General features: G+C 67.4%; 22 protein-coding genes. 14 read left to right on the top strand and 8 right to left on the bottom strand.

What is annotated here, in order from left to right; all coding sequences use genetic code 11:
- Nucleotides 1-219: 219 nt before the first annotated feature.
- The 8 genes from QZM15_RS27935 to QZM15_RS27900 all read left to right on the top strand — a co-directional run bounded on the left by QZM15_RS27935 (nt 220) and on the right by QZM15_RS27900 (nt 12119).
- Nucleotides 220-3999 (top strand): nitrate reductase subunit alpha, encoded by a 3780-nt coding sequence (locus QZM15_RS27935; RefSeq protein ID WP_302107666.1) that lies wholly within the window; start codon nt 220-222, stop codon nt 3997-3999.
- Entirely contained in the window at nt 3996-5525 is a 1530-nt protein-coding gene (gene narH, locus QZM15_RS27930) for a nitrate reductase subunit beta (RefSeq protein WP_302107665.1), read from the top strand. Before QZM15_RS27935 ends, narH begins: the two co-directional genes overlap by 4 nt.
- Nucleotides 5522-6226, top strand: coding sequence for a nitrate reductase molybdenum cofactor assembly chaperone (narJ, locus tag QZM15_RS27925; RefSeq protein WP_059574907.1), 705 nt, complete (start codon nt 5522-5524; stop codon nt 6224-6226). Before narH ends, narJ begins: the two co-directional genes overlap by 4 nt.
- A 24-nt stretch (nt 6227-6250) precedes the next feature.
- Nucleotides 6251-6934, top strand: a complete 684-nt coding sequence (gene narI, locus QZM15_RS27920; RefSeq protein ID WP_302107664.1) for a respiratory nitrate reductase subunit gamma — start codon at nt 6251-6253, stop codon at nt 6932-6934.
- A gap of 9 nt (nt 6935-6943) precedes the next feature.
- Entirely contained in the window at nt 6944-7732 is a 789-nt protein-coding gene (locus QZM15_RS27915; protein ID WP_089466100.1) for a peptidylprolyl isomerase, read from the top strand.
- 15 nt (nt 7733-7747) lie between these two features.
- Complete coding sequence (locus tag QZM15_RS27910; RefSeq protein ID WP_059574912.1) at nt 7748-9016, top strand: nitrate/nitrite transporter; 1269 nt, start codon at nt 7748-7750, stop codon at nt 9014-9016.
- A 133-nt stretch (nt 9017-9149) separates the two neighbouring features.
- Nucleotides 9150-10886, top strand: a complete 1737-nt coding sequence (locus tag QZM15_RS27905) for a site-specific integrase (RefSeq protein WP_302107663.1) — start codon at nt 9150-9152, stop codon at nt 10884-10886.
- A 312-nt stretch (nt 10887-11198) separates the two neighbouring features.
- Entirely contained in the window at nt 11199-12119 is a 921-nt protein-coding gene (locus tag QZM15_RS27900; protein WP_302107662.1) for a hypothetical protein, read from the top strand.
- A gap of 30 nt (nt 12120-12149) precedes the next feature.
- Here QZM15_RS27900 and QZM15_RS27895 read toward each other — a convergent pair whose 3' ends face one another.
- Nucleotides 12150-12509, bottom strand: a complete 360-nt coding sequence (locus tag QZM15_RS27895; protein WP_302107695.1) for a hypothetical protein — start codon at nt 12507-12509, stop codon at nt 12150-12152.
- Nucleotides 12510-12945: 436 nt separating this feature from the next.
- Between QZM15_RS27895 and QZM15_RS27890 the strand changes: the two genes are divergently transcribed.
- Nucleotides 12946-14370, top strand: a complete 1425-nt coding sequence (locus tag QZM15_RS27890; RefSeq protein ID WP_126365118.1) for a PLP-dependent aminotransferase family protein — start codon at nt 12946-12948, stop codon at nt 14368-14370.
- Between the two features lie 150 nt (nt 14371-14520).
- On the opposite strand, the gene moaD is transcribed toward QZM15_RS27890, so the two are convergent.
- The 5 genes from moaD to fdhD all read right to left on the bottom strand — a co-directional run bounded on the left by moaD (nt 14521) and on the right by fdhD (nt 18875).
- Nucleotides 14521-14778 carry a molybdopterin converting factor subunit 1 gene (moaD, locus tag QZM15_RS27885; RefSeq protein WP_226291711.1) on the bottom strand — a complete coding sequence of 86 codons (258 nt, stop codon included), beginning with the start codon at nt 14776-14778 and terminating at the stop codon, nt 14521-14523.
- A gap of 51 nt (nt 14779-14829) precedes the next feature.
- A complete protein-coding gene (locus QZM15_RS27880) occupies nt 14830-15402 on the bottom strand; it encodes a molybdenum cofactor biosynthesis protein MoaE (RefSeq protein ID WP_302107661.1) in 573 nt (190 codons plus the stop codon).
- A 47-nt stretch (nt 15403-15449) separates the two neighbouring features.
- Nucleotides 15450-16574 (bottom strand): GTP 3',8-cyclase MoaA, encoded by a 1125-nt coding sequence (moaA, locus tag QZM15_RS27875; protein WP_302107660.1) that lies wholly within the window; start codon nt 16572-16574, stop codon nt 15450-15452.
- Between the two features lie 217 nt (nt 16575-16791).
- The gene (gene glp, locus QZM15_RS27870; protein WP_302107659.1) at nt 16792-18006 is read right to left on the bottom strand and encodes a gephyrin-like molybdotransferase Glp; all 1215 of its coding nucleotides are present in this window, start codon (nt 18004-18006) and stop codon (nt 16792-16794) included.
- Complete coding sequence (fdhD, locus tag QZM15_RS27865; protein ID WP_302107658.1) at nt 18003-18875, bottom strand: formate dehydrogenase accessory sulfurtransferase FdhD; 873 nt, start codon at nt 18873-18875, stop codon at nt 18003-18005. The genes glp and fdhD overlap by 4 nt, the downstream gene beginning before the upstream one ends.
- Nucleotides 18876-19299: 424 nt before the next feature.
- On the opposite strand from fdhD, the gene QZM15_RS27860 reads away from it, so the two are divergent.
- From QZM15_RS27860 to QZM15_RS27845, 4 genes are all read left to right on the top strand, one after another.
- Nucleotides 19300-20700, top strand: a complete 1401-nt coding sequence (locus QZM15_RS27860) for a cytochrome ubiquinol oxidase subunit I (RefSeq protein ID WP_059574934.1) — start codon at nt 19300-19302, stop codon at nt 20698-20700.
- 2 nt (nt 20701-20702) lie between these two features.
- Entirely contained in the window at nt 20703-21710 is a 1008-nt protein-coding gene (gene cydB / locus QZM15_RS27855) for a cytochrome d ubiquinol oxidase subunit II (protein ID WP_059574936.1), read from the top strand.
- 165 nt (nt 21711-21875) lie between these two features.
- The gene (locus QZM15_RS27850; protein WP_226225527.1) at nt 21876-22796 is read left to right on the top strand and encodes a bestrophin family protein; all 921 of its coding nucleotides are present in this window, start codon (nt 21876-21878) and stop codon (nt 22794-22796) included.
- 93 nt (nt 22797-22889) lie between these two features.
- Complete coding sequence (locus QZM15_RS27845) at nt 22890-23303, top strand: VOC family protein (RefSeq protein ID WP_059574939.1); 414 nt, start codon at nt 22890-22892, stop codon at nt 23301-23303.
- 110 nt (nt 23304-23413) lie between these two features.
- Here QZM15_RS27845 and trpS read toward each other — a convergent pair whose 3' ends face one another.
- Together trpS and QZM15_RS27835 are read right to left on the bottom strand one after the other, a co-directional pair.
- Nucleotides 23414-24427: a tryptophan--tRNA ligase gene (gene trpS, locus QZM15_RS27840; protein WP_059575188.1), complete on the bottom strand. Its 1014-nt coding sequence runs from the start codon at nt 24425-24427 to the stop codon at nt 23414-23416.
- 209 nt (nt 24428-24636) lie between these two features.
- Nucleotides 24637-24792 (bottom strand): hypothetical protein, encoded by a 156-nt coding sequence (locus QZM15_RS27835; RefSeq protein WP_179231821.1) that lies wholly within the window; start codon nt 24790-24792, stop codon nt 24637-24639.
- A 537-nt stretch (nt 24793-25329) separates the two neighbouring features.
- Between QZM15_RS27835 and QZM15_RS27830 the strand changes: the two genes are divergently transcribed.
- Nucleotides 25330-25572: a hypothetical protein gene (locus tag QZM15_RS27830; RefSeq protein ID WP_302107657.1), complete on the top strand. Its 243-nt coding sequence runs from the start codon at nt 25330-25332 to the stop codon at nt 25570-25572.
- Nucleotides 25573-25608 lie beyond the last annotated feature (36 nt).

Here is a 25608-nt window from a genome sequence, read left to right as displayed (position 1 = left end):
AGGCGGCGCGATTCGAGCGCTCTCCCTTTGCCCTCATTGTTGCGGGCAGATGAACGATTCCGTGATTTGTATCAACTTGTGATATTTGGATCCGTCTGACAATGGGTTCGACCACGGTGAGCAGGGCGAAATGATCGAAATCCGATTGTCCTTTACAACCGGCATTTCACCTCCTTAAATAATCAGGGTCTGCAAAAAGACCGGAAAAACGAGATCCCCATGAGCCATTTCCTGGATAGATTGCGTTATTTCTCCACCACGAGGCCACGCTTTTCCGATGGACACGGCGCCGTCACAGACGAAGACCGCAAGTGGGAAGACGGTTACCGGATGCGCTGGCAGCACGACAAGATCGTCCGCTCGACCCACGGCGTGAACTGCACGGGTTCGTGCTCGTGGAAGGTCTACGTGAAAGGTGGGATCGTCACGTGGGAAACCCAGCAGACCGATTATCCGCGCACGCGCCCGGACATGCCGAACCACGAGCCGCGCGGCTGCTCGCGCGGCGCATCGTACTCGTGGTATCTGTACAGCGCGAACCGTCTCAAGCACCCGATGGTGCGCAGCGCGCTCGTGAAGCTGTGGCGTGAACGCCGCCGCACGCTGGGCGCCGTCGACGCGTGGCGCTCGATCGTCGAGGACGACGAAGCACGCCGGTCGTACCAGAGCCGGCGCGGGCTCGGCGGGTTCGTGCGCGCGAGCTGGGACGAGGTCAACGAGATCGTTGCGGCCGCAAACGTCTACACGGTCGAGCGTCACGGCCCCGATCGCGTGGTCGGCTTCTCGCCGATCCCGGCGATGTCGATGGTGTCGTACGCCGCCGGCTCGCGCTACCTGTCGCTGATCGGCGGCGTGTGCCTGAGCTTCTACGACTGGTATTGCGACCTGCCGCCCGCGTCGCCGCAGACCTGGGGCGAGCAGACCGACGTGCCGGAATCGGCCGACTGGTACAACTCGACGTTCATCATGATGTGGGGCTCCAATGTCCCGCAGACGCGCACGCCCGACGCGCACTTCCTCGTCGAGGCGCGCTATCGCGGCACCAAGGTCGTGTCGGTGTTCCCCGACTACTCGGAAGGCGCGAAATTCGGCGACCTGTGGCTGCACCCGAAGCAGGGCACCGACGCGGCGCTTGCGCTCGCGATGGGGCACGTGATCCTGAAGGAGTTCCATTTAGCGCGCAAGAGCGACTACTTCATCGACTACTGCAAGCGCTACACCGACATGCCGGCGCTCGTGCGCCTCGTGCCGCACGGCGACGGCTACGTGCCCGAGCGCCTCGTGCGCGCGTCCGACTTCGACGACGCGCTCGACGAAGCCGCGCATCCGGAGTGGAAGACCGTGATGATCGACGACGCGACCGGTGAATTCGTCGTGCCGGTCGGCTCGATCGGCTTCCGCTGGGGCCAGCAGGGCAAGGACGGATCGAGCGACAAGGGCAAGTGGAACCTGCGCGGCGAGACGTCGAAGGGCGCGGCGCTGTCGCCGCGGCTGTCGTGCACGACCGCGCACGACGACGTGGTCGACGTGCTGTTCCCGTACTTCGGCAACCAGCCGCATGCGCACTTCAATTCGACGCAGCACGCATCCGAGCTGTCGCGCCGGATCGGCGTGCGGCGCGTGGCGAACCGCGACGGCGACATGCTGGTCGCGACCGTCTACGACCTGTTCGTCGCGAACTACGGGCTCGACCAGGGGCTGGGCGGGCGCGACGTGGCCGCGAGCTACGACGACGACCTGCCGTACACGCCCGCATGGCAGGAGGCAATCACCGGCGTGAAGCGCGCGGACGTGATCTCGGTCGCGCGGCAGTTCGCGGAGAACGCGCACAAGACGCAGGGCAAGTCGATGGTGATCATCGGCGCGGGGATCAACCACTGGTTCCACATGGACATGTCGTACCGCGCGATCATCAACATGCTGATCATGTGCGGCTGCATCGGCAAGCCGGGCGGCGGCTGGTCGCATTACGTCGGCCAGGAGAAACTGCGCCCGCAGACCGGCTGGACCGCGCTCGCGTTCGCGCTCGACTGGAGCCGGCCGCCGCGGCACATGAATGCAACCTCGTTCTTCTACGCGCACACCGACCAGTGGCGCTACGACACGATGGACCCGGGCGCGCTGCTGTCGCCGCTCGCGGACAGGGCGCAGTTCCACGGCTCGCCGATCGACTACAACGTGCGTGCGGAACGGATGGGCTGGCTGCCGTCCGCGCCGCAGCTCGCGGCGAATCCGCTGAAGGTCGGCGCGAGCCTGGACGACCCGTCGCGGGCCGGTGCGGACATCGCGCAACGGTTGAAGGCCGGCACGCTGCGGATGGCGTGCGAGGACCCGGACGCGCCCGGCAACTTCCCGCGCAACCTGTTCGTGTGGCGCTCGAACCTGCTCGGCTCGTCGGGCAAGGGCCACGAGTATTTCCTGAAGCATCTGCTCGGCACCACCAACGGTGTGCAAGGGGAGGACCTCGGCGCGACGGGCGGCGCGCGCCCCGAGGAAGTGAATTGGCGCGACGACGCGCCGCGCGGCAAGCTCGACCTGCTCGTCACGCTCGACTTCCGGATGTCGACGACCTGCATGTATTCGGACATCGTGCTGCCGACCGCGACGTGGTACGAGAAGGACGACATGAACACGTCCGACATGCATCCGTTCATTCATCCGCTGTCGGCGGCGGTCGATCCCGCATGGGAATCGAAGAGCGACTGGGAGATCTTCAAGGGGATCGCGAAGCGCTTCTCCGAGCTGTGCGACGGGCATCTCGGCGTCGAGCGCGACGTCGTGCTCGCGCCGATCGCGCACGACACGCCGGGCGAGCTCGCGCAGCCGTTCGACGTGCAGGACTGGAAGCGCGGCGAATGCGAACCGGTGCCGGGCCGCACGATGCCGAACGTGATCGCGGTCGAGCGCGACTACCCGAACACGTATGCGCGCTTCACGTCGCTCGGGCCCCTGATGGACAAGCTCGGCAACGCGGGCAAGGGCATCGGCTGGGATACGCGGGATGAAGTGAAGCTGCTCGGCGAGCTCAACTACACGGTCGCTCAAGGCGCCGCACAAGGCCGCCCGCGCATCGACACCGCGCTCGACGCGGCCGAGGTGATTCTCGCGCTCGCGCCGGAGACCAACGGGGAAGTGGCGGTGAAGGCATGGCGCGCGCTGTCCGGCATCACCGGTATCGACCACACGCACCTGGCCGCCGCGCGCGCGGACGAGAAGATCCGCTTTCGCGACATCCAGGCGCAGCCGCGCAAGATCATCTCGTCGCCGACGTGGAGCGGCATTGAATCCGAGCACGTGTCGTACAACGCGGGCTACGTGAACGTGCACGAGCTGGTGCCGTGGCGTACGCTGACGGGCCGTCAGCAGTTGTACCAGGATCACCCGTGGATGCGCGCGTTCGGCGAATCGCTGTGCGCATACAAGCCGCCGATCGACACCGGCAGCTACGCGCACATGGTCGGCAAGCGTTCGAACGGCAACCCGGAGCGCGTGCTGAACTTCCTGACGCCGCATCAGAAGTGGGGGATCCACAGCACGTACACCGACAACCTGCTGATGCTGACGCTGTCGCGCGGCGGCCCGATCGTATGGATGTCGGAGGACGACGCGAAGGCGATCGGCGCGGCCGACAACGACTGGATCGAGTGCTACAACTCGAACGGCGCGTTGTGCGCGCGGGCCGTCGTGAGCCAGCGGATTCCGTCCGGGATGGTGATGATGTACCACGCGCAGGAGAAGATCGTGAACACGCCGGGATCCGAGATCACCGGCACGCGCGGCGGCATTCACAACTCGGTCACGCGCATCGCGCTGAAGCCGACTCACATGATCGGCGGCTATGCGCAACTGTCGTACGGCTTCAACTACTACGGCACGGTCGGCTCGAATCGCGACGAGTTCCTGATCGTGCGCAGGATGAACAGGATCGACTGGCTCGACGGGGAAGACGCCGCGAGCGACCCGACAACGCAGGCCGTTCGCATCGGAGAAACGTCATGAAAATCCGCGCACAGATCGCGATGGTGCTGAACCTCGACAAGTGCATCGGCTGCCATACCTGCTCGGTGACCTGCAAGAACGTGTGGACGAGCCGCGAAGGAATGGAATACGCGTGGTTCAACAACGTCGAGACGAAGCCGGGCATCGGCTATCCGAAGGACTGGGAGAACCAGGATCGCTGGCGCGGCGGCTGGCAGCGGCGCGCGGACGGCAGGATCGAGCCGCGCCTCGGCGGCAAGTGGCGGCTGCTCGCGCAGATCTTCGCGAACCCGCACCTGCCCGAGATAGACGATTACTACGAGCCGTTCACGTTCGATTACGCGCACCTGCAGGAAGCCGGCAACACGCGCGCGATGCCGGTCGCGCGGCCGCGTTCGGTGATCAGCGGCCAGCGGCTCGAGAAGATCGAGTGGGGGCCGAACTGGGAGGAAATCCTCGGCGGCGAGTTCGAGAAGCGCGCGAAGGACATCAACTTCGAGAACGTGCAGAAGGACATCTACGGGCAGTTCGAGAACACCTTCATGATGTACCTGCCGCGCCTGTGCGAGCACTGCCTGAACCCGGCGTGCGTCGCGTCGTGCCCGTCGGGCTCGATCTACAAGCGCGAGGAAGACGGCATCGTGCTGATCGACCAGGACAAGTGCCGCGGCTGGCGCATGTGCGTGTCGGGTTGCCCGTACAAGAAGATCTACTACAACTGGCAGAGCGGTAAGGCCGAGAAGTGCATCTTCTGCTATCCGCGCATCGAGGCCGGCCAGCCGACCGTGTGCTCGGAAACCTGCGTGGGCCGCATCCGCTACCTCGGCGTGCTGCTGTACGACGCCGACCGGATCGGCGAGGCGGCCAGTGCCGCGAACGAGAAGGATCTGTACGAAGCGCAACTGTCGCTGTTCGTCGATCCGGACGATCCGGCCGTGATCGCGCAGGCCGAGCGCGACGGCGTGCCGGCCGCGTGGATCGACGCCGCGCGGCGTTCGCCGACCTACAAGATGGCGATCGACTGGAAGATCGCGTTCCCGCTGCATCCGGAATACCGGACGCTGCCGATGGTGTGGTACGTGCCGCCGCTGTCGCCGATCAACGCGGCCGCCAATAGCGGCGACCTGGGGATGAACGGCTACCTGCCGGACGTCGAATCGCTGCGCATCCCGCTGCGCTATCTGGCCAATCTGCTGACGGCCGGTGACGAGGTGCCCGTGAAGCGCGCGCTCGAACGGCTGCTGGCGATGCGCGCGTTCATGCGCGCCCGCCACGTGGACGGCATCGATGCACGCGGCGTGCTCGACCAGGTCGGGCTGTCGCTCACGCAGGTCGAGGAGATGTATCGCTATCTGGCGATCGCGAACTACGAGGATCGCTTCGTGATCCCGACCACCCACCGCGAATATGCGGACAACGCGTACGACCTGCGCGCGTCGTGCGGCTTCTCGTTCGGCAACGGCTGCTCGGACGGCCGTTCCGAGACGAGCCTGTTCAGCCCGAGGAAGGGCAACAAGACGATTCCGATTCACGAGGCTGCCCGATGACGAGCACCGCACCCGATCCGACCTATGCGGCGCTCGCGGCGCTGCTCGACTATCCCGACGAATCGCTGGTCGCCGCGCTCGATTCGATCGACGCGCACCTGCGCGAGCGCACGCGTTTGCCGAAAGCGGTGCGCGCGGGCCTCTACCGGTTTTTTGCGTACGTGCGCGAGCGCGATCTGCTGACGCTGCAGGAGAACTACGTCGGGCTGTTCGACCGTGGCCGCGCGACGTCGCTGTACCTGTTCGAGCACGTGCACGGCGAATCGCGCGACCGCGGGCAGGCGATGGTCGACCTGCTGCAGATGTACGAGCGGCACGGGCTGTTCCTGAACCCGGGCGAGCTGCCCGACTACCTGCCCGTGTTTCTCGAATACCTGTCGCGGCTGCCGGCGCCCGATGCCCGCAAGCTGCTCGCCGAAACCGGCGAGATCCTGAGCGCGCTGGCCGGCCAGCTCGCGCAGCGCGGCAGCCATTACAGCTTCGTCGTCGGCGCGCTGCTGCCGATGGCCGGGCTCGCGCCGGCCGACGCGCCCGACGCTGCCGACGACGACGTTGCCGCCGAGCGGCCGAGTGCCGACGACTACCGCACGCTCGACGCGTCGTATGCGGACGAGGCCGTGCGCTTCGTCGGCGCGGCAACGCCGGCGTCGACCGAGCAGACCGTGCGGTTCCACGACAAGCGGCCGGCCCGCGGCGCGTGAGCGCGGGCCCAATTGGGGAATGACATGAACGCTTACTTGCATCAGTTCCTGTTCGGGATCTACCCGTACATCTGTCTCGCCGTATTGCTGGTCGGCAGCCTGATCCGCTTCGACCGCGAGCAATACACGTGGAAAAGCGATTCGTCGCAACTGCTGCGCCACGGCATGCTGCGGCTCGGCAGCAACCTGTTCCACTGGGGCGTGCTGGTCGTCGTGCTCGGGCACTTCGGCGGCTTCCTTGCGCCGCACTGGCTCGTGTCGCCGTTTCTGTCGGCATCCGCACACCAGTTGGTCGCGATGGTGGCGGGCGGCGCGGCCGGCGTCGCGGCGATCGTCGGGCTCACGATCCTGATCCGGCGGCGCCTCGGTGATGCGCGCATCCGCTGCAACAGCCGCCGGTCGGACATCCTGATCGTGTTGATGCTGTGGGTGCAGCTCGCGCTCGGGCTCGGCACCGTCGTGCTGTCGACGCGCCACATGGACGGCGTGATGTTCGAACAGCTCACCGATTACGTGAAGGGCGTCGTCACGTTCCGTCCGGACATCGCGAGCCTGCTCGTCGGCGTGCCGCTCACGTACCGGCTGCACATCCTGCTCGGCTTCACGATCTTCCTCGTATCGCCGTTCACGCGGATGGTGCACGTCTGGAGCGGGATCGCGTCGGTCGCGTACCTGATCCGCCCGTACCAGCTCGTGCGCAAGCGCTGAGGAGGCTGCATGAACGACGTTCTCTCCGAAGTCGTCACGGCGCCGCTCACGGTCAACGGCGTAGCGATCGGCAACGACGCGATCGCGGCCGAAGCCGCGCATCACGGCGATGCGCCCGATCCGCTCGATGCGGCGCGGCGCGCGCTCGCGGTGCGCGAATTGCTGCGGCAGCGCGCGGTGTCGCTCGCGCTGCTCGACGAAAGCGCGGCGCTCGACGACGCGGCGGTCGACGCATTGCTCGAACGCGAACTCACACACGTGCCCGACCCCGACCGCGAGGCGTGCGAGCGCTATTACGCGCGGCATCCGGCGCGCTTTCGCCGCAACGACATCGTCTATGCGAGCCACGTGCTGTTCGCGATGACGGACCGCGTGCCGCTCGCGCCGCTGCGGCAGCGCGCGGAACGGGCGCTCGCCGGCATCGTGGCCGCGCCCGATACGTTCGAGACGGTCGCGCGCGCATCGTCGAACTGTCCGTCGGCCGAAGTCGGCGGTAGCCTCGGGCAACTGCTGCGCGGCGACACGGTGCCGGAATTCGAGGCCGCGCTGTTCGACACCGACAGCATCGGCGTGCTGCCGAAACTCGTCAACACGCGCTTCGGCTTCCACATCGTGCGCATCGAGCGCCGCGTGCCGGGCGATGCGGTGCCGTTCGACGAAGCAGCCGATCAGATCGCCGCGCACCTGGCCGCGCGCGTACGGCAGCAGGCGATGCGGCAGTACGTGGCGATTCTCGCGGGCGGCGCACGGGTCGAAGGCGTGACCTTCGACGGTGCGAACGGGCCGCTGGTCCAATGAAAACGAGGTTGACGTATGGCAACTCAACAAGGTAACGCCGGGCCGGTCGTGAGCGCGCCGGCCGTCCCGCTGCGCGCGTGGTCGGTGCTGGCCGCGAGCACGCTCGCGTTCATGGTGTGTTTCGTCGTGTGGATGATGTTCGGCGTGCTCGGCGTGCAACTGCGCGCCGATCTCGGCCTGAACAGCACCGAGTTCGGGATGCTCACGTCGACGCCGGTGCTGACCGGCGCGCTGATGCGTTTGCCGCTCGGCACCTGGACTGACCGCTTCGGCGGTCGCATCGTGATGACGGTGCTGCTCGTCGTGTGCGCGGTGCCCGTCTATGTCGTCAGCTACGCGACGCAGCTGTGGCAGTTCCTGCTGATCGGGCTGTTCCTCGGCTGCGTCGGTGCGTCGTTCGCGGTCGGCACGCCGTATGTCGCGCGCTTTTTCCCGCCGCAGCGGCGCGGGCTTGCGATGGGCGTGTTCGGCGCGGGGACGTGCGGCGCGGCGGTCAACCTGTTCGTCACGCCGGTGCTGCTCGACGCGTACGGCTGGCGCGTCGTGCCGCGCATCTACGCGGTCGCGCTGCTCGTCACGGCGCTGATCTTCTGGTTCGCGTCGGCGCCCGATCCGGGCGCGGGCAAGCGCGGCGGATCGATGCTCGATTCGTTCAAGGTGCTGCGCGACCCGCGCGTGTGGCGGCTCTGCCAGTACTATTCGATCACGTTCGGCGGCTTCACCGCGCTGTCGCTGTGGATCCCGCAGTACCTGAAGAGCGAATACGGGATGTCGCTGGTGATGGCGTCCGCGTTTGCGGCCGGCTTTTCGCTGCCGGGCTCCGTGCTGCGCGCGCTCGGCGGCGCGCTGTCCGATCGCTTCGGCGCGCATGCGGTCACGTGGTGGGGGCTGTGGGTCGCGTGGATCGCGCTGTTCCTGCTGTCGTATCCGGCGACCGATTTCGTGATCCACACGATCGACGGCACCGCGACGCTGAACGTCGCGATGCCGGTGGCCGGCTTCGTCGCGCTGACCTTCGTGCTCGGTGCGGTGTTCGCGCTCGGGATGGCCTCGACGTTCAAGTACGTCGCCGACGATTTCGCGGACAATATGGGCGTCGTCACCGGCATCGTCGGGCTCGCGGGCGGGCTCGGCGGTTTCCTGCTGCCGATCCTGTTCGGCATGTTGCTCGACCTGCTGCGCGTGCGCACGACCTGCTTCATGTTTTTGTACGGAATCGTGTGGGTGTCGCTGATTCTCATCTACCTGTCCGAAGTGCGCCGCACGCCTGTCGTCACGGGTTGAGGTCGGTTCGAACGGTCCGATGCGCTCGCGTGATGCCCGGAGGAGGGTTCGGGGTCGCGCACGCGCATCGTTGCGTTCTGGAGGTTCGCGCGCGACGTACCCGGCCGCCCGCGCTTCTGTCAAACTGGCGCCCATGAAACCGCGCCTCATTTCACAGCTTTCCCCCGGTTCCACGCCTGCGCCCGCAGGCTTTCCCGATGCCGACGAACTGGCCGCGCTGCGCGCGTGGTACGCGGGCATGGCCGTGCGCCAGGCCGTCGAGCGCTATCTACCCGACCGGCTCGGCGACGGGCGCTCCGCGCGCGGCGTGATCGGCGCGATTCGCCGCCGCCTCGTGCGCGTCGCGCGGCAGGTTGGCCGCCCCGATCTCGCGGAACGGCTCGGCCATGCGGACGGTGAGCGTTTGCGGGAGGCGAAAGCGGCCACCGACGCGATCGGTCTGCTGCGTCATGCGCGCGCGCCGGTGCCGCAGATGGGCGACGACGTCGGCCTGTGGCTGCCGGCACGCGCGGTCGTTGCGTTGCGTGCGCACGGCATCGCGACGCTCGCCGACCTGACGGTGCGGATTCCGCGCCGGCGCCAGTGGTGGCGCACGATCGCGGGCCTCGGCATGGCCGGCGCGCGGCGCATCGAGGCGTTCTTCGCCGCGCATCCGGACCTGACCGAACGGGCGCGCGCGCTGATCGCCGCGACGCCGCGCGGCAGCATCGTGCCGTGGGAACACCTGAAGCTGCCGCACGAAGTCGACGGCTCGGCCGGCACGTTCCGCGCGCCGCGCGCGACCTGCACGCTCGACGCGGACAACGATTACGCGGCCGTGCACGCGTGGCTGTCGCTGCACGAATCGGCCGCGACGCGGCGCGCATACCGCAAGGAGGCCGAGCGGCTGATCCTGTGGGCGATCGTCGAGCGCGGCCGCGCGCTGTCGTCGCTGACGACCGAGGACGCGCTCGCCTATCGCGCGTTCATCCGCCGCCCGACGCCGCACGAACGCTGGGTCGGGCCCGTGCGGCCGCGCGGCGCGCCCGACTGGCGGCCGTTCTCGGGTGCGTTGTCCGCGCGGTCGGCGGCGTACACGCTGTCGGTGCTCGGCGCGCTGTTCCGCTGGCTGATCGAGCAGCGCTACCTGCTCGCGAATCCGTTCGCGGGCGTGAAGGTGCGCGACACGCGCGGCGTGACCGCACTCGATACGTCGCACGCATTCACCGAAGGCGAGTGGCTGCTGGTCCGCACGATCGCCGACGGGCTCGAATTCGGCAAGCGCACGGCCGACGGTGCGCCGCGGTCGGGCTGGACGCCGGCCGCCGCGCAACGGCTGCGCTTCATTCTCGATTTCGGCTATGCGACCGGGCTGCGCGCGAGCGAACTGGTCGGCGCGACGCTCGGCGACATCGAGACGGACGCGCACGGCGACGCGTGGCTGAAGGTCGTCGGCAAGGGCAGCAAGGCCGCCCGCGTCGCGCTGCCGCCGCTCGCGCGCACGGCGCTCGATCGCTATCTGGTCGCGCGCCGGTTGCCGGTCACGCCGGCGCGCTGGCGGCCCGATACGCCGCTGATTCCGAGCCTCGCCGAAGACGACGCGGCCGCGATCACGAGCGTGCGGCTGTGGAAGGTGATGCAGCGCTTCTTCGCGCAGACGGCGGATGCCGTCGAAGCCGACAACCCGGCGCTCGCGCACAAGCTGCGCCAGGCGAGCCCGCACTGGATGCGGCATACGCATGCGACGCACGCGCTGGCGCGCGGCGCGGAGCTGACGACGGTGCGCGACAACCTGCGGCACGCGTCGATCTCGACGACGTCGATCTATCTGCATGGCGACGACGTGAAGCGGGCACGGCAGATGTCGAGCGCGTTCGGCATCGACAAATGAGTGGAACGGCACGGCATCGACGCAGGTCAGACGAATTTTCGATTCCGGAGATCGCGATGGCATCGAGCCAGGGTACGTCGATTTCATCGTCGAGCAGATCGCGGCGGCCGGTACGGTGTCGGCGCGCAAGATGTTCGGCGATCGCCGGGACGATCGCGCATGGCTGGCGACGCCGATCCGGATCACCGCCGCGCGCTTGCCGCTGCCGGTGAAGCGCGGCCGATGACGAACGCGCCGCATGCCGCACCGCATAGCGGGCAGGCGTATTCTGTGACACATGCGCGCGACCGTCGTGCGCCAGGGAGTACCAACATGGAGACATCCGGAGTTTCGCGCGGTATGCGGCTGGCGCGCCGCGCCTGGCGCGCGCTCGTCGTGACCGTGTGCGTGGGCTGGAGCGCGCTGTCGTTCGGCGCGGAGGGCGCGAACGGCGCGGCCGCGCTGCTCGAGCGCTATCGCAGCCTCGGCGCGCAACTGAAGGACAACGCGTTTCACCGGCCGGTGGTGCTCGAATCGTCGGAAGCGTCGTCTTCGCTGAAGGGCGACATCTATGCGGTCGTCGATTATCCGTTCGCGGTGGTGAACGGCCAGCTCAACGATCCCGCGCAAGGCCCCGCGAACTGGTGCGCGGTCCTGATCCTGCACCTGAACACGAAGTACTGTCGTGCGTCGAGCGGCGGCAACGGCCCGGTGCTCGACGTGAACCTCGGCCGCAAGATCGAGCAAAAGCTGTCGGATACCTATCGCGTGCAGTTCCGCTATCGCGTGGCGGCCGCGACGCCCGATTATTTCCAGGTCGACCTGACCGCCGACAGCGGCCCGATGGGCACGAAGGATTACCGGATTGCGCTCGAAGCCGTGCCGGTCGGCACGTCGCGCACGTTCCTGCACCTCACGTATTCGTATGGTTTCGGCACGGTCGGCCGGATGGCGATGAAGACCTACCTCGCGACGGTCGGCAGCGACAAGGTCGGGTTCACGCCCGCCAGCGGCGCGTCGGCCGCGCAGCCGCAGTACATCGGCGGCGTGCGCGGGCTGCTGGAGCGCAACACGATGCGCTACTACCTCGCGATCGACACCTACCTCGCGACGCTCGACAAGCCGCTCGACCAGCGCCTCGCGCGCTGGTTCGACGCGACCGAGCAGTATCCGCAGCAACTGCATGAAGTGGAGCGCGGCGCGTATCTGCAGATGAAAGCGCAGGAGGTGCAGCGGCAGCAGACGGCGCGATGACGCCGCCTGCCGCCTGCCGCTCGGCGTCGATCAGTTCGACGCGCCGCCGACCGTGCGAATGCTGCGCCACTGCCCTTGTTCGACACGGAACAGCGTGTACGGCGGCTTGACCAGGTCGCCGCGCTCGTCGAACGAGATCTTGCCGTGCGCAACCGATTCGACGAATACGAGCGACAGCACCTGCCTGCGCTGTCGCGCCATCACACCCAGCGGTAAATCAGACAACCGGTTCAGGCAGCGCCAGTGTTGCGTCCCGATATCGCGCTGGCGGACCGGATTCGTCGCGCGGGCACCGGCCGCCGTACGGGGCGCATCGTCGTCGAGCGCGAACGTGGACACGGACACGCTGACGAGCAGGTCGACCGCACGCGCGACTTCCGAAAACACCACCGAATGGCGCCCGCCGATCGGCAACGGCGCCCCGGCGCGCGCCCTGCCGGTGATGCGCGGGCGGGCATCCCGGGCCGATCCGGCCGCACGGTGCCGGCCAACCGGCCGTCCGGCCATTTCATAAGACGTACAGTTTCCCCGCGATGCGCGATTCGCGCCGAACTGTACTCTTGTTCGCGCGCTCGATGTGTGTACTCGCCGCCAACTGTTCTTCTCTTAAGATTCGATCATCAAGTGCACAGTGCTGCAGATCCAGCCGTATCGGAACCCTGCCGGCGCATCTTCAAGAGAGAGCCAGTGCGATGGAAAAGGCAAAACCGGAGGGAAAGATCAGGAATCACGGCGGCCCGGTCGGCGGGCGAAGCATCTGCAACACGTGCGTATGGGACGCACACGGCGGAGCGGTGCGATGGCGCGTGCCGGCAGGAGAGGCACGATGAAACTCTATGAAAAACTCGCGGACGATATCGAGCGCCTGATCCGCCAGGGCGTGTACCGGCACGGCGACCGGATTCCGTCGGTGCGGCAGGCGAGCCAGCAGCATCGGATCAGCATCACGACCGTGCTGCACGCATATCTGTTGCTGGAAAGCCGCGGGCTGCTCGAAAGCCGGCCGCAGTCCGGCTATTTCGTGAACCTGCGGCGCGACGACGGCCATGCGCCGGTGCGCGAGCTGCGGCCGTCGAAGCCGATCGCGATCTCGTCGTCGGTCGACGTGAGCCGGCTGGTGCTGTCGACGCTGCGCTCGATCGGCACGGACGACGCGGTGCCGCTGGGTTCGCCGTATCCGGACCCGAGCCTGTTCCCGTTCGAGAAGCTGAACCGCTACGCGTATGCGGCCGGCCGCGACAAGTCGCTGTGGGGCGTGACCGACGGGCTGCCGCCGGGCCATCCGCGGCTGATCCGGCAGATCGCACGCCGCTACCTGGAAAACGGGATGTCGGTGGACCCGAACGAGATCATCGTGACGGTCGGCGCGACGGAGGCAATCAACCTGTGCCTGCAGGCGGTGGCGAAGCCGGGCGACACGATCGCGGTGGAGTCGCCGACGTTCTACGCGATGCTGCACGCGATCGAGCGGATGGGGATGAAGGCGATCGAGGTTGCGACGCATCCGGAATACGGGATCGACATCGCGGCGCTGGCCGCGATCGCGAAGTCGCAGCCGATCGCCGCGTGCATGGTGATGCCGAATTTCCAGAACCCGCTCGGCTTTCAGATGCCGGACGAGCGCAAGCGCGAACTGGTCGAGTTCGCAACGAAGGCCGACCTGCCGATCATCGAGAACGGCGTGTACAACGAACTGTATTTCGGCGATACGCATCCGAGTTCGCTGAAATCCTACGACCGGACCGGGATCGTGCTGCACTGTTCGTCGTTCTCGAAGAGCCTGACGGCCGCGTACCGGATCGGCTGGGCACTGCCGGGTCGCTATCGAGATCAGGTCGAGAAGCTGAAGTTCCTGAATACGCTGGCGACGCCGTCGTTGCCGCAGCTCGCGATCGCGGAGTTTCTCGAACGCGACGGCTATGAGCATCACCTGCGGCGGATCCGGAAGGCGTATGCGCAGCAGGCGAACCTGATGCGGGCGATGGTGTCACGGTTCTTTCCGGAGGGCACGCGCATTTCGAGCCCGGCGGGCGGGTACGTGCTGTGGGTCGAACTGCCCGCGCAGGTCGATGCGATGCGGCTGTATCAGCTCGCGCTGGAGCAGGGGATCACGATCGGCCCCGGCTACATGTTCTCGATCACGGACAACTACCGGAACTTCATCCGGTTGAACTACAGCAGCCCGTGGTCGCCGGAGATCGAGCAGGCGGTGATCACGGTCGGGAAGCTGGCCGCGGCATGCATGCGGTGAACGGACGCGCGTGGTACGCCGCGCTTCGATGACACAGCCGGCCTTGTGCCGGTTTTGTTGTTCCCGGCGGGCGCCGACGACCGCGGTCGTGGTCGGGGCGTCGATCGAGGCGAAGCGGCTGCATCGAAGCGCATAGCCCCGCGCGTCCCGTCATCCCCCCGTCACCGGCGGAAAGAACGCAACCTCGCTATCCTCCCGCACGACGAATTCCCCGGTCACCATTTCGAGGTTCACGGCCGCCCGAACGGGGCGGTCCATCCGCAGCGCGTCCGCGCTGCGCGCGTCGCGCGCGGCCAGCGTGCCGCGCAGCGCGTCGACGGTGAGTTCGCAGGCATCGATCTCGACGGTTTCTTCGTCGATTGCCAGTTGTTCGCGAATGCTTGCGAAGTATTTGATCTTCAGTTTCATCGGGATGTCTCGAGCAGGAGCGGCGGAATCGGAAACACGAAGCGAACGCAGTCAGCCCCAGCGCCGCATCGCCTGGTCGTCGTGCGCCTTCGCCTCGACCCAGCCGGATTCGCCGTCGTGCCGGATTTCCTTCTTCCAGAACGGCGCATGGGTCTTCAGGAAATCCATCAGGAATTCGCACGCATCGAACGCGGACGCGCGATGCGCGGCGGCCACCACGACCAGCACGACCGGCTGGCCGAGCGGAATGCGGCCGACGCGGTGCACGATCCTGACCGTTTCGAGCCGCCAGCGTGCAGTGGCCTCCTCGACGATGCTCCACAGCGCCTGTTCGGTCATCGTCGGGTAGTGCTCGACTTCCAGCGCGACGACGTCGTCGACGTCGCCTTCCTTGCGCACGACCCCGATAAAATTCACGACCGCACCGACATTCGGATTGCGAACGATCGGCGCGAGTTCCGCGCCCGCGTCGATCGGCGCATGCTGCACGCGCACCTCGAAGCCGGCGGCAATTGCGGGCGCCGCGTCGGGGTGCCGGTCGGTCGCGTCGACGGGCGGCACGGAGCTGCCGGCACGCAGTTGATCGTCCGGCAGCCCGGCGCGGGATTCGGTGAAGGTGGTCATGACAGGTTCTCCAGTGGGCGGCGCATCCTGTATCGGGCGGCGGCCCGTCAGCCGCCGACGAGCGACATGCGCACGGTCGGATAGGTCTTGCCCGGCGCGCGGGCCGGCCGTAGGGCCCGGCGCTCGGAATAGCGGTCGTCGCGCCGCGTCCAGCGTGCGCGCACGGCGGCCGCGAGGGCGTCGATCGACACCGCGCCGTCGAGCCACGGCCGCAAGTCGGTGCCCTGCGTCGCGAACAGGCACGTATAGAGCTGCCCGTCAGCCGACACGCGGGCGCGCGAGCAGGTGCCGCAAAACGGATGCGACACGCTCGCGATGAAGCCGACTTCGCCGGCGCCGTCGATGTGCGCGCAACGGATCGCGGTGGCGTCGTGCCCCGGTTCGCCGACGAGCACGAGCGGATAGTGCTCGTCGATCAGTTCGCGCATCCGCGCGGCCGGCACCACCTTGTCGCCGGACCAGAAGCTGGCGCCGCCGACGTCCATGTATTCGATGAAACGCACGGCCACGCCCGTATGCCGGAAGTGCCGCACGAGCGGCAGGATCTGGTCGTCGTTCACGCCGCGCTCGATCACCGCGTTGACCTTGACCGGCGCGAGCCCGGCCGCCTGCGCGGCCTCGATGCCGGCCAACACGCGTGCGACGGGCACGTCGGCGTCGCTCATTCGGCGAAACACCGTGTCGTCGAGCGCATCGAGGCTCACGGTCACGCGCGTCAGCCCCGCGTCGCGCAACGTGCGTGCCTTCGCGGCGAGCAGCGAGCCGTTGGTCGTCAGCGCGATTTCGACGGGCTTGCCGTCGACGGTGGTCAGCGCGGCGAGCCGTTCGATCAGCGCTTCGAGGTGGCGGCGCAGCAGCGGCTCGCCGCCCGTGATGCGGATCTTCTCGACGCCGAGCGACGTGAAGGCGCGCGCGATCTTTTCCAGTTGCGCGAACGACAAGCGCTCGGACGACGGCATGAACGCGTAGTCGGCGCCGAAGCTCTCGCGCGGCATACAGTAGCCGCAGCGGAAATTGCACTGGTCGATGACGGACAGGCGCAGGTCGCGCAGCGGGCGGCCGAGCGTGTCGAACGGGCGGGGAGAAGCGCCGGGTGACGCGCCGCCGGATAAAGCGGCGGCGGCCGGCGCGGCGGAAACGATGGCATTCACGATCGGGTCGTCGGCCTGCATGAAGTAAGCGGAGGGGCGTCGCCGCCCGGCCGTGCGGGTGCCGACGTGTCGGCGCACAGGTCGTGACGAGCCTCATGGTGAGCATAGTCCGCGGCGTTTCGCCGGCAGAGACACAATCGCGCCCGAATGGCAGGAATACAGTTCGCCGCGCGGGAGGTGCTGCACGCACAGCGAATCGGGCGAAGGCGCCGCATCGGGCGGGTATTCGCCGTCGTGCTCATGCGAGCCAGCGCGCGAATTCGTAATACGGTACCGCCTCGCCGCGCGCGATGGTGCACCCGGCCGGCAGCCGCGCGAGCCCGCTCGCCAGCACCAGCGACTGCAGCGTGCCGGCGCCTTGCTGGCGCAACGTATCGAGCACCGGCGCGCCGTCGGCGCCCACCGTACAGCACACGCGCACGAAGCGCTCGCGCTGCGCATCCGGCTCGAAACCGGTGTCGATCGGCAGGGACGGCACGGCCGGCAGGCACATGTCGCGCCCTTGCAGGCGGCGAATCAGCGGCGCGACGAACAGCGCGAACGCCGTCATCGCGGCGCCCGGATTGCCGGGCAGCAGCACCACGGGCCGCGCATCGAGCCGCGCGAGCGCGACCGGCTTGCCGGGTTTCATGCGCACACCGGCGACGAGGAACGACGCGCCGAGCGCGGCCAGCGCGGGGCGCAGCAGATCCTTGTCACCGACCGACGCGCCGCCGACGCAGATCACGAGGTCGCACTGCGCATGCAGGTCGCGCAACGCCCGATCGACGGCCGCCGCCGTATCGGCTGCGTGCAGGCTCATCGCGACGTCGGCGCCGGTTCCCGTGACCAGCGCGGCGAGCATCGGCGCATTGCTGTTGTAGATTTGCTGCGGCGCGCGCGGCTGGCCGCACGCGATCAACTCGTCGCCGGTCGTCAGGATCCCGACGCGCAGCGCCGCACGCACGTCGATGCGCGCGAACCCTTGCGCGGCGGCGACGCCAACGTGCATCGCGCCCATCCGCACGCCGGCCGGCACGAGCCGATCGCCGGCGCGCACTTCCTCGCCGCGGCGGCGGATGTGCGACCCGCTGCGTTGGGGCGCGTCGAACGTGACGCCGCCCGCTTGTTCGCGCGCATGCTCCTGCATCACGACGGTGTCGGCGCCGGGCGGAATCAGGCTGCCGGTGAAGAGGCGTGCGGCCGTGCGTGGCGCGAGCGGCGCGGGCGTGTCGCCGGCATAGCAGCACTGTGCGACGCGTAGCGGCTCGCCGTGCGCGAGGTCGACGTGCCGCACGGCATAGCCGTCCATCGCGCTCTGGTCGGCCGGCGGCTGGTCGAGCACCGCGGTCAGCGGCGCGGCCAGCACGTGGCCGGCTGCCTGCGCGATCGGCACGGACCGGGTGCTGTCGAGCGGCGCGAACGCGCCGGCGAATTGCTGCTGCGCGGTATCGAAATCGAGCAGGTGTTTCATGACGAATGGGCCGGGTGCGCCGGTGCGGGCGCCGGTGAGTGGAAGGGCGCGACAGCGGGCGACACGTATTCGACGAAGCCGTCGTTGCGGCAAAAGCCGAGCAGCCGCACGCCGGCTTCGCGGGCGACGTCGATCGCGAGCGACGTCGGCGCCGAGATCGTCGCGACCATCGGGATGCCGACCCGCGCGGCCTTGCGCACCAGTTCGTAGCTCGCGCGGCTCGACAGGAACACGAAGCCCGCGCTCCAGTCGGCGCGGCGGCGCGCGAGCTGCCCGATCAGCTTGTCGAGCGCGCTGTGGCGGCCGACGTCCTCGAACACGTCGAGCACGGCGCCGTCGCGGTCGCACCACGCGGCCGCGTGGATGCCGCCCGTCTCGCGCATCAGCGTCTGCCGGGCCGGCAATGCACGGGCCGCGCGTGCGATCGCGTCGGCGCCGATGCCCGCGGCCGCGCCGGCGGCGGCGATGCGCGGCGGCTGCAGGTCGAGTTGCGCGATGCTTTCGATGCCGCACACGCCGCAGCCCGTGCGGCCGGCCAGCGCGCGGCGGTGCGCCTTCAGCGCCATGAACGCCTGCTGCGACACGGTCAGCCGCACTTCGGCGCTGCCGGGCCGGCATTCGCTTTCGATATCGAAGACGTCCGACGCGCGCTCGACGATGCCTTCGCTCAGCGCGAAGCCGAGGCCGAACGCGTCGAGGTCGATCGGCGTCGCCATCATGACCGTGTGCGAGATGCCGTTGAACACGAGTGCAACCGGCGTCTCGTCGACGACGCGATCGACGGTGTCGCGCGAGTCGCCGGCACGATGGCGCGTCACCCGACACGCGGTACTGCCGGTCGGATCGTCGCGGCGGATGCAGGACTCCATGCAGGTTTCTCCAGGCGGGGCGGCCGGCGGGCCGGCCGGGCTCGGCGCTTGCGCCGAACGACGGGAATCGATGCCGCCGGGCGGGGCGCCGAAGGGCACGCGACCGCCGCGGGCTGGCGTTGCATCACATGTTAAGTGGAGCGAACAGCGCACCGCAGGTACAGCGCCGCAACGGGGAAAGCAGTACAGCTGAGCGTCCCGCCGGCACGGAAAGTGTTTTCCGTGCACACATCTTTGGCGGAGCGGGCATCACAGTTTCAGCGCACGTCCGAATGATTGCGAGTATCGTTGCAAACGCGATATCGTCATTCACGCTTCGATGCCGTGCGAGCGGCCGGTTGCGTTCGCATGTGTCGCCGCCAAGCCGTCGCGCGATTTCCTGCTTCGAGCGTACGTCCTCACAAACCACGAGCAAATTACGGTCATGGAAATCTTCGATGCGTTCCATCTCGCCCGATTGCAATTCGCATTCACGGTGTCGTTCCACATCGTGTTCCCCGCGATCAGCATCGGCATGGCGAGCTTTCTGGCAGTGCTGGAATGGCGCTATCTCGTCACCGGCGACGCCGCCTACAAATCCATGTTTCAGTTCTGGTCGAAGATCTTCGCGATCGGCTTCGGGATGGGCGTGGTCTCCGGCGTCGTGATGGCGTACGAGTTCGGCACCAACTGGTCCGGGTTCTCGCGCGTCGCGGGCAACATCACGGGGCCGCTGCTCACGTACGAAGTGCTGACGGCGTTCTTCCTCGAAGCCGGCTTCCTCGGCGTGATGCTGTTCGGCTGGCAGCGCGTCAGCCCGCGCGCGCACTTCTTCGCGACGCTGATGGTCGCGGTCGGCACGCTGATCTCGACGTTCTGGATTCTCGCGTCGAACAGCTTCATGCAGACGCCGCAAGGCTACAAGATCGAAAACGGCCTCGTCGTGCCGGTCGACTGGTTCAAGGTGATCTTCAACCCGTCGTTTCCGTACCGTCTCGCGCACATGACGATCGCGGCGTTCATCGTCGCGGGCTTCATCGTCGCCGCGTGCGGCGCGTGGCACCTGCTGAAGGGCCGCCGCGACGAGCCGGTGAAGCGCAGCTTCTCGATGGCGCTGTGGATGCTGCTGGTGCTCGCGCCGATCCAGATCTTCGTCGGCGACGCGCACGGGCTGAACACGCGCGAATACCAGCCGGCGAAGATCGCGGCGATCGAGGGGCTGTGGGAAACCGAGAAGGGCGGCACCGCGCTGAACCTCGTCGGGCTGCCCGACATGCAGGCCGAAACCACGCGCTATGCAATCCAGGTGCCGCACCTCGGCAGCCTGATCCTCACGCACAGCTGGGACGGCGAGATCCGCGGGCTGAAGGAATTCGCGCCGCAGGATCGCCCGTATTCTCCGATCATCTTCTGGACGTTCCGGATCATGGCCGGCCTGGGGATGCTGATGCTGCTGACCGCGCTGCTCGGGCTGCTGCTGAGAAAGGGCGGGCGCCTGTACGAGACGCGCTGGTTCCAGTGGCTCGTCGTGTGCATGGGGCCGTCGGGCATCGTCGCGCTGCTGGCCGGCTGGATCACGACCGAGGTCGGGCGCCAGCCGTGGACCGTGTACGGCGTGCTGCGCACCATCGATTCGGTCGCGCCGCTCACCGCGCAGCAGGTCGGCGTATCGCTGCTGATTTTCGTGGTCGTGTACTTCCTGGTATTCGGAACGGGTATCTACTACATGATGAAACTGATGAAGCGCGGGCCGGCCGCCCAGGCGGGGTACATCGAGCTGCACCGGCATCCGGGGCTGCGCAAGAGCGCGCTGTCCACGCCGCTGAACGTCACCGAGGCGGAGTAACCATGCACATCGATCTTCCTGTCGTCTGGGCCGCGATCATCGGCCTCGGCGTGTTCATCTACGTGATGCTGGACGGCTTCGACCTCGGCATCGGGCTGCTGTTTCCGTTCTTCGATGCGAAGGCCGAGCGCCAGGTGATGCTCGACACCGTCGCGCCGGTGTGGGACGGCAACGAGACGTTCCTCGTGCTCGGCGGCGCGGGCCTCTATGGCGCGTTTCCGGTCGTTTATTCGACGCTGCTGCCGGCCAACTACCTGCCGCTGGTGCTGATGCTGGTCGGGCTGATCTTCCGCGGCGCGGCGTTCGAGCTGCGCGCGAAAGCCACCCGCACGCAGCACATGTGGGATCTCGCGTTCATCGGCGGCTCGGCGCTCGCCGCGTTCTGCCAGGGGATCGTGCTCGGTTCGCTGCTGCAGGGCATCAAGATCGAGAACAACCATTTCGTGGGCGGGCCGTTCGACTGGCTGTCGCCGTTCAGCATGCTGTGCGGGATCGGCGTGCTCGTCACCTATGCGACGCTCGGCTGCGGCTGGCTGATCCTGAAGGTCGACGGCGAACTCCAGCGCAAGATGCGGTTGCTGATGAAGCCGCTCACGGGCGTGCTGCTCGCGGTGATGGGCGTCGTGAGCCTGTGGACCGTGATCGGGCTGCCGGCCGTCGCGCACCGCTGGTTCGGCAGCGGCAACCTCGGCTGGTTCCTGCCGGTGCCGGTCCTCGTCGTCGCGTGCGTGTGGGGCATCTTCCATGCGGTGAAGCGTGCGCACGAGGCCACGCCGTTCCTGCTGACGCTCGCGCTCGTGTTCCTCGGCTACACGGGGCTCGTGATCAGCATCTGGCCGAACATCGTGCCGCCGTCGCTGACGATCTGGGACGCGTCGTCGAGCCATTCGAGCCAGTTGTTCGCGCTGGTCGGCACCGTGATCGTGCTGCCGATCATCCTCGTGTACAACGCGATGCAGTATCGCGTGTTTCGCGGCAAGGTGCGCGAGGGCGACATCGGCTATCACTGAGCGGCACGCGAGGTGACGGGGCGCGGCGCTCGCGTATCATCACGCGCGGCGCGGCGCCCGGCACGGTGCCCGACGGAAAGCGGCCCGCCACGCGCGGGCCGTTGCGCATCGGGTGCGGGCGCAACGGGTTGCGTTGCGCATTCCTTTGGCAGTCGAGAAAACATCATGATCGTCAGACCACGACAGAACTGGCTCAGGATGCTGTTCGTATGGAACGGCTCCGTGCTGCAATCGATCATTCCGCAGCTCGTGTTCATGGCGATCGTCAGCACGCTGGCGGTCTTCACGAACGGGCGCATCTTCGGCGAGAAGATTCCGCTCAACACCGCGCCGTTCACGCTGTTCGGGCTCGCGCTCGCGATTTTCCTCGGGTTTCGCAACAACGCGAGCTTCGAGCGCTTCAAGGAAGCGCGGCATCTGTGGGGCAACCTGCTGATCGCCGCACGCGCGGTAACGTCGCAACTGCATCGCTACCTGCCCGACGGCGTGAGCGACGCCGAGCGCAACCGGCTCGCCGATCTGCTGATCGCGCTCGCGTATGCGTTGAAGCATCAGTTGCGTCATACCGATCCGACCGCGGATCTGCAGCGCATTCTCGGGGCGGAACGCGCGGCGGCGCTTGGCGGCAAATGCTACAAGCCGGTCGCGATCCTCGACGAACTGCGCGGCGGCATCGTCCGTGCGCTGGGCCGCGCGCCCGCCAGCGACACGGCCTGCTGGATGTTCGAGACGCAACTCGACGAGCTCGGCAAGTCGATCGGTGGTTGCGAGCGCATCCTGTCGACGCCGATTCCGTTTTCGTACAGCGTGCTGCTCCATCGCACCGTGTATGCGTATTGCGTGCTGCTGCCGTTCGGGCTCGTCGATTCGACGGAGTTCTTCACGCCGCTGATCTGCGTGTTCATCTCGTACACGCTGATCGCGCTCGAAGCGATCGCGAACGAAGTGGCCGAACCGTTCGGGCTCGCGCCGAATGCGCTCGCGCTCGATGCGATCACGCGCACGATCGAGCGGTCGGTGCTCGAACTCGGCGATCGGCCGATGCCGGAGGAGTTCGTGCCGGCGTCGACGTATCAGATCACGTAGGCGGCGCGGTCGGTAGTGCAGTCGTCGGTAAGGTTGATCGGCCGGGCCGGGAACGGTTGTGTAGACTCGGGCTCGTTCAATGGAGCCCATACCATGCAACTTCTCGATCACGTGTCGATCAGTGTTCCGGACATCGACCTGGCACGCCCCTTCTACGATGCCGTCATGGCTGCGCTGGGCGCGACCAAGGTCTATGACCGGCCCAACGCGCTCGGCTATGGCGAACGTTGCAGCGCGAATGACCCGGAGTCGACTTTTCTGGCGGTGTATCTGGACCCCGCCGAAATCGGGGCGAGCAAGCGGCACTGGTGTTTCAAGGCTGCTTCCCGCGAGCAGGTGCATGCGTTCTTCGACGCAGGGCTCGCGACGGGCGGCCAGTCCGACGGCGCCCCGGGCTTGCGGCCGCAGTACCACGGCGACTACTACGCGGCTTTCCTGGTCGATCCGGCCGGCAACCGGATCGAGGCCGTGTGTCATGCGGCGGGGGTGGGGCGCGAGCGGCCGTGACGGTGGTGAGGCCCCGCGGCCGCTAGTTTTCGACTGCGTCGGAGTCCCACGTCCCGAGCGATATCGCTTTACTCGGCATGCCGACGGTCAACGCATGCCGCCGGAACGTATCAGTCGAAATACGTCAACCCCATCGCACCCTTCACCTCCGCGAGCGTCGCGCCTGCCACTTCCCGTGCATGCAGCGTGCCGCGTTTCAGGATCGCCATCACTTCGGCCTTGTCGGCCTCGAATTCGCGGCGGCGCGCGCGGATCGGCTCGATCAGCGCCTGCAGCCGCTCGTTGAGCACGCGCTTGACCACGCTATCGCCGAGGCCGCCGCGGCGATAGTGGGCCTTCAGTTCGTCGACCTTCGCGACGTCGGGCTCGAACGCATCGAGGAACGTGAACACGACGTTACCCTCGACCTGGCCCGGGTCGCTCACGCGCAGGTGGTTGGGGTCCGTGTACATGTCCTTCACGGCTTGCGCGATCTCGTCCGGCGTCGAGCCGAGCGTGATCGCGTTGCCGAGCGACTTGCTCATCTTCGCCTTGCCGTCGATGCCCGGCAGCCGCGTGACCGACGACAGCACGGCCTCGCATTCGACCAGCACCGGCTGCTCGACGGTCGCGTTGAAGCGGCGCACGAGTTCGTTGGTTTGCTCGATCATCGGCAGTTGATCGTCGCCGACCGGCACGTGGGTCGCCTTGAACGCGGTGATGTCGGCCGCCTGGCTCACCGGATAGGTGAGGAAGCCGGCCGGGATGTCGCGCTCGAACCCGCGCAGGCGGATTTCTTCCTTGATGGTCGGATTGCGTTCGAGGCGCGCGACCGTGACGAGATTGAGCAGGTATTGCGACAGCTCGGCGAGTTCGGGCACCTGCGATTGCACGACGATCGTCGAGATCGCCGGATCGATGCCGACGGCGAGGTAGTCGAGCGCGACCTCGATCACGTTCTCGGTGACGCGCTGGCGGCGGCCCATGTTGTCGGTCAGCGCCTGCGTGTCGGCGAGCAGCAGGAATTGCCGCGCTTCGTGCTGCATCTGCACGCGTGCGCGTAGCGAGCCGATGTAGTGGCCGAGATGCAGCGGGCCGGTCGTGCGGTCGCCGGTGAGAATGGTCGGGCGGGCGGGGTGAGTCATGGTCGTCGTTGGCTCCGGGTTGTCGAGGCCGCCAGCCATGATGTCGGCGCAGAAACGCGAATGCCGCCATCGCTGGCGGCATCACGTTTGGGACATGCAAAAGGAAACGGGCCGCCTGGGTCAGGCGCGCCACCAGCAATGCACGATCGGCGAGGCGGGTCGGGTTTCCATCGCGGCAGTATAGCGTAGTGCGTCCGGGGACGTGCGCGTCAGCGGATCACCGACTCCATCGCGAGGTAGGCGGTTTCGGCGGACGGCCACAGCAGATACAGCAGGCCGGCCATCAGCAGCCACGCGCCGGCGCGTACGAGCGCCGTGCGGTCCTTGTCGCGTGGGGAATGGATGGGCTGCTTCGATTTCTTCATGCTTGCAGGCGCGAGGTGCGCCACTCCAACGTTACTGCAACGGGTCGCGCGGGGCGAGGCCGGGGTGTTGCGGGGAAATGGGGCTCAATCTGGCTTCCCGTGCGGCGGGGCACGCGCGGGCATTTAAAGGGGAACGATCATGTGTTCCGCGAACGCATCGTTTCGTGCGAAGCGGTGCGCATGCTACCAGTTCGGGGCGGTACGCACAGTCAGGAATTGTAGGGCAATGGCCCGAATGGATCGCGTCGCGTTCGGTCGGCGAGCCAAGCCGAGGCCGCGGTATTTCTCGGTCGGGTGCGACTGCCGGGGGCCAATGATATCACCCGGAAAAAACCGGATGGACCCGCTGGTCGCGCGCGTGGGCACCATAATGAGCGGGGCGATAATGGGTTCGCTTTTCTTGCGTGGGTATTCGAAATCGTGCGAAATCAATTACGTCCGACTGCTGCCAACCGTATTGGCTTCATGCAATTGGTTTCTGTTTTCCTGTTCTTCGCGTGTACAGCCTGTTCGAGGAACGATGTTCTCCCTCGGAATATGTCGCTGACTGCCTTCAATCCGCATCGCGGGTGGGACGGCAAGAAGGAGACGTTGATCGACGCGGCGAAGGCGGCGACGTCCGCGCCGGTGTCGCCGGTCGAGCCCGCGGCGCATCCCGTGTCGCCGCGTACGGGCCGCGTGCATGTGCCGAGCCTATCCGAATCTTTGTGTGTGAGGCATAAACTGGCGACCAAGGAGCCACTTTATGCCACGCAAACGCAAGGAAGAAGTGACGATTGAACCGGGCAAGGGCTTGAATCTGGACCCGGAGTTGAT

Source organism: Burkholderia sp. AU44665, assembly GCF_030504405.1.
Lineage (GTDB): Bacteria > Pseudomonadota > Gammaproteobacteria > Burkholderiales > Burkholderiaceae > Burkholderia > Burkholderia semiarida.
The sequence above is the reverse complement of the archived record's forward strand: the minus strand, read 5'-3'. Positions and strand labels throughout refer to the sequence as shown.

Bases quoted from the DNA above. Each gene is read 5' to 3' on its own strand.
- QZM15_RS27910 (WP_059574912.1), top strand. From the start codon at position 7,748: ATGGCAACTCAACAAGGTAACGCCGGGCCGGTCGTGAGCGCGCCGGCC.
- narI (WP_302107664.1), top strand. From the start codon at position 6,251: ATGAACGCTTACTTGCATCAGTTCCTGTTCGGGATCTACCCGTACATC.
- trpS (WP_059575188.1), bottom strand. From the start codon at position 24,427: ATGACTCACCCCGCCCGCCCGACCATTCTCACCGGCGACCGCACGACC.
- QZM15_RS27845 (WP_059574939.1), top strand. From the start codon at position 22,890: ATGCAACTTCTCGATCACGTGTCGATCAGTGTTCCGGACATCGACCTG.
- glp (WP_302107659.1), bottom strand. From the start codon at position 18,006: ATGAAACACCTGCTCGATTTCGATACCGCGCAGCAGCAATTCGCCGGC.
- QZM15_RS27835 (WP_179231821.1), bottom strand. From the start codon at position 24,792: ATGAAGAAATCGAAGCAGCCCATCCATTCCCCACGCGACAAGGACCGC.
- moaD (WP_226291711.1), bottom strand. From the start codon at position 14,778: ATGAAACTGAAGATCAAATACTTCGCAAGCATTCGCGAACAACTGGCA.
- moaA (WP_302107660.1), bottom strand. From the start codon at position 16,574: ATGCAGGCCGACGACCCGATCGTGAATGCCATCGTTTCCGCCGCGCCG.
- narJ (WP_059574907.1), top strand. From the start codon at position 5,522: ATGACGAGCACCGCACCCGATCCGACCTATGCGGCGCTCGCGGCGCTG.
- narH (WP_302107665.1), top strand. From the start codon at position 3,996: ATGAAAATCCGCGCACAGATCGCGATGGTGCTGAACCTCGACAAGTGC.
- QZM15_RS27890 (WP_126365118.1), top strand. From the start codon at position 12,946: ATGAAACTCTATGAAAAACTCGCGGACGATATCGAGCGCCTGATCCGC.
- QZM15_RS27850 (WP_226225527.1), top strand. From the start codon at position 21,876: ATGATCGTCAGACCACGACAGAACTGGCTCAGGATGCTGTTCGTATGG.
- fdhD (WP_302107658.1), bottom strand. From the start codon at position 18,875: ATGGAGTCCTGCATCCGCCGCGACGATCCGACCGGCAGTACCGCGTGT.
- QZM15_RS27830 (WP_302107657.1), top strand. From the start codon at position 25,330: ATGTCGCTGACTGCCTTCAATCCGCATCGCGGGTGGGACGGCAAGAAG.
- QZM15_RS27905 (WP_302107663.1), top strand. From the start codon at position 9,150: ATGAAACCGCGCCTCATTTCACAGCTTTCCCCCGGTTCCACGCCTGCG.
- QZM15_RS27935 (WP_302107666.1), top strand. From the start codon at position 220: ATGAGCCATTTCCTGGATAGATTGCGTTATTTCTCCACCACGAGGCCA.
- cydB (WP_059574936.1), top strand. From the start codon at position 20,703: ATGCACATCGATCTTCCTGTCGTCTGGGCCGCGATCATCGGCCTCGGC.
- QZM15_RS27880 (WP_302107661.1), bottom strand. From the start codon at position 15,402: ATGACCACCTTCACCGAATCCCGCGCCGGGCTGCCGGACGATCAACTG.
- QZM15_RS27915 (WP_089466100.1), top strand. From the start codon at position 6,944: ATGAACGACGTTCTCTCCGAAGTCGTCACGGCGCCGCTCACGGTCAAC.
- QZM15_RS27860 (WP_059574934.1), top strand. From the start codon at position 19,300: ATGGAAATCTTCGATGCGTTCCATCTCGCCCGATTGCAATTCGCATTC.
- QZM15_RS27900 (WP_302107662.1), top strand. From the start codon at position 11,199: ATGGAGACATCCGGAGTTTCGCGCGGTATGCGGCTGGCGCGCCGCGCC.